This is a genomic window from uncultured Gimesia sp., assembly GCF_937910335.1.
In the GTDB taxonomy this organism is placed as follows: Bacteria; Planctomycetota; Planctomycetia; order Planctomycetales; family Planctomycetaceae; genus Gimesia.
In genome coordinates this window covers 1-1,864 of sequence record NZ_CALEMX010000518.1, presented here as the reverse complement: position 1 = coordinate 1,864, position 1,864 = coordinate 1, and the positions used below count along the sequence as shown (strand labels likewise).

Genomic DNA, 1,864 nt, shown 5'->3' with positions numbered 1-1,864 from the left:
ATATCTTGACCCAACCAAACCGCCCTTTTCGCGTCATGGCTGCGGCCAATGTCCCATTATAGAGGTTATGCGATGATTTCGTCGATAGAGTGGCCAAAATCCATTTCCAGTCGTTTATGCCCGGGAACTTCCAGTCGTTGTGCGTGGATCCCTAATTGTTTCATGAGAGTCGCATGGACGTCGGTCACATAATGAGGATGTTCTTCAGCATGGAAACCAAGTTCATCCGTCGTCCCGTGTGCCAGACCTCCTTTAATACCTCCACCAGCCATCCAGATTGAAAAACCATACGGATGGTGGTCGCGGCCATTGCTGCCCTGTGACCCGGGAGTTCGACCGAATTCGGTAGCAAACACGACAATGGTATCTTCGAGCAGTCCCCGTCGTTTCAAATCTTTCAAGAGTCCAGCCGCTGGTTGATCCACCTGCATCGCCAGTTTCGAGTGACTGGTCTTCAAATTGGAATGCGAATCCCAGGCGCCCGCTGCACCAGCGCCGTGCATAATTTGAATGAAACGCACGCCCTTCTCTACAAATCGGCGCGCGGCCAGTAATTGCATTCCAAATGGTTTCGTCGCGGGATTATTCAGACCATAAAGATTCTGAGTCTCTTTTGTTTCCTGATCGAACCGAATCACTTCAGGCACAGCCGATTGCATGCGAAATGCCAGTTCGTAAGATTTAATTCGCGCTTGAAGCGTGCTGTCATTGGGGTATTTTTTTGAACTGAGTTGATTGAGCTGGTTGATGAGTGAAAACTCGATTTTTTGTTCTTCGTTTGAAAGATCCAGTTCCGGCTTTGCGTAGGGAAGCGGATTTTTCGGATCGACCTTGAGGGGAACGGAATCATAGGCAGGGCCCAGATAGTGTCCGTCTCTTACATCAAAATAGCGTGGCCCCATGTTGATGAATTGCGGAAGATTTTCGTTCAATGTCCCCAGGCCGTAGTTAATCCAGGCACCGATGGTAGGCACGCGCCCATCCAGCATATGACGTCCGGAATGGAATTGCACTTGCGCCCCATGATTGTCATCTGTGGTCCACATGGAACGAACAATCGAAATATCATCGACGCAACCACCAATATGAGGAAACCAGTCACTGACTTCGATACCACTCTCACCATATTTTTTGTAACCAACCTGAAGCGGATAAACCTTGTTTCGCTGTTGTCCGTTGGCATCGTTGACGACGACCACACGAACTCGTTTCAGTTTTTCAGACTCTTGCACACTTTTCCAGGGAGTTTCGTTGATGGATTTCCCCGCATATTTGGTCAACATCGGCTTGGGGTCGAAGCTTTCCATATGACTGACGCCACCGCGCATGAACATCCAGATCACACTTTTTGCTTTGGGTGGAAAATGTGTTTTTCCGTCCGGAGGGCGATGTCCTGTTGCAGCCTGTGACTTTTGCTCATCCTGTAGCAGAGAAGCCAGTGAAATTCCGGCAAGCCCCGAGCTGAGGCTCGTGAGAAAATTACGGCGTGGAAGATTTTCTGCGGCGTTTTCAAATGGATTTTGTCTATGCATGACGCACCTTCATCGAATCGTGATGAAATCGTTATGGTTGAGTAAAGCATGAACCAGGTTCTCACGCGATCGCCAGATCGGCTGCTGGTTTTTCTTCGTTTTCAATACAGTCTGTGTTTTGGCTAAGGCTTGCAGGCAGAGCGCGGATTCCTGTGGAGTGGGCTTCACACACAGTATTTTTTCATAAGCTCGCTGAATAAATTCCTGATCGTTCAGTTGAGGATGTTTTGTGCGAATTCCTTCTGTGATTTTGCGGGCCATCTGTAATGAGACCTTACTATTGGCAAGCGCCAATGCCTGTTGTGGTACAACACTTTGATTGCGTCGGTAAC

General features: G+C 48.7%; 2 protein-coding genes. Both read right to left on the bottom strand.

The features are described from left to right. Positions 1–65: 65 nt before the first annotated feature. Complete coding sequence (locus Q0668_RS21240; protein WP_298868320.1) at positions 66–1,532, bottom strand: DUF1501 domain-containing protein; 1,467 nt, start codon at positions 1,530–1,532, stop codon at positions 66–68. Positions 1,533–1,541: 9 nt separating this feature from the next. After that, the coding region (locus tag Q0668_RS21235) for a DUF1553 domain-containing protein (protein WP_298868318.1) at positions 1,542–1,864 on the bottom strand (323 nt) is incomplete at its 5' end.

Coding starts and splice junctions, on each gene's coding strand:
- Q0668_RS21240 (WP_298868320.1), bottom strand. CDS start 1,532: ATGCATAGACAAAATCCATTTGAAAACGCCGCAGAAAATCTTCCACGC.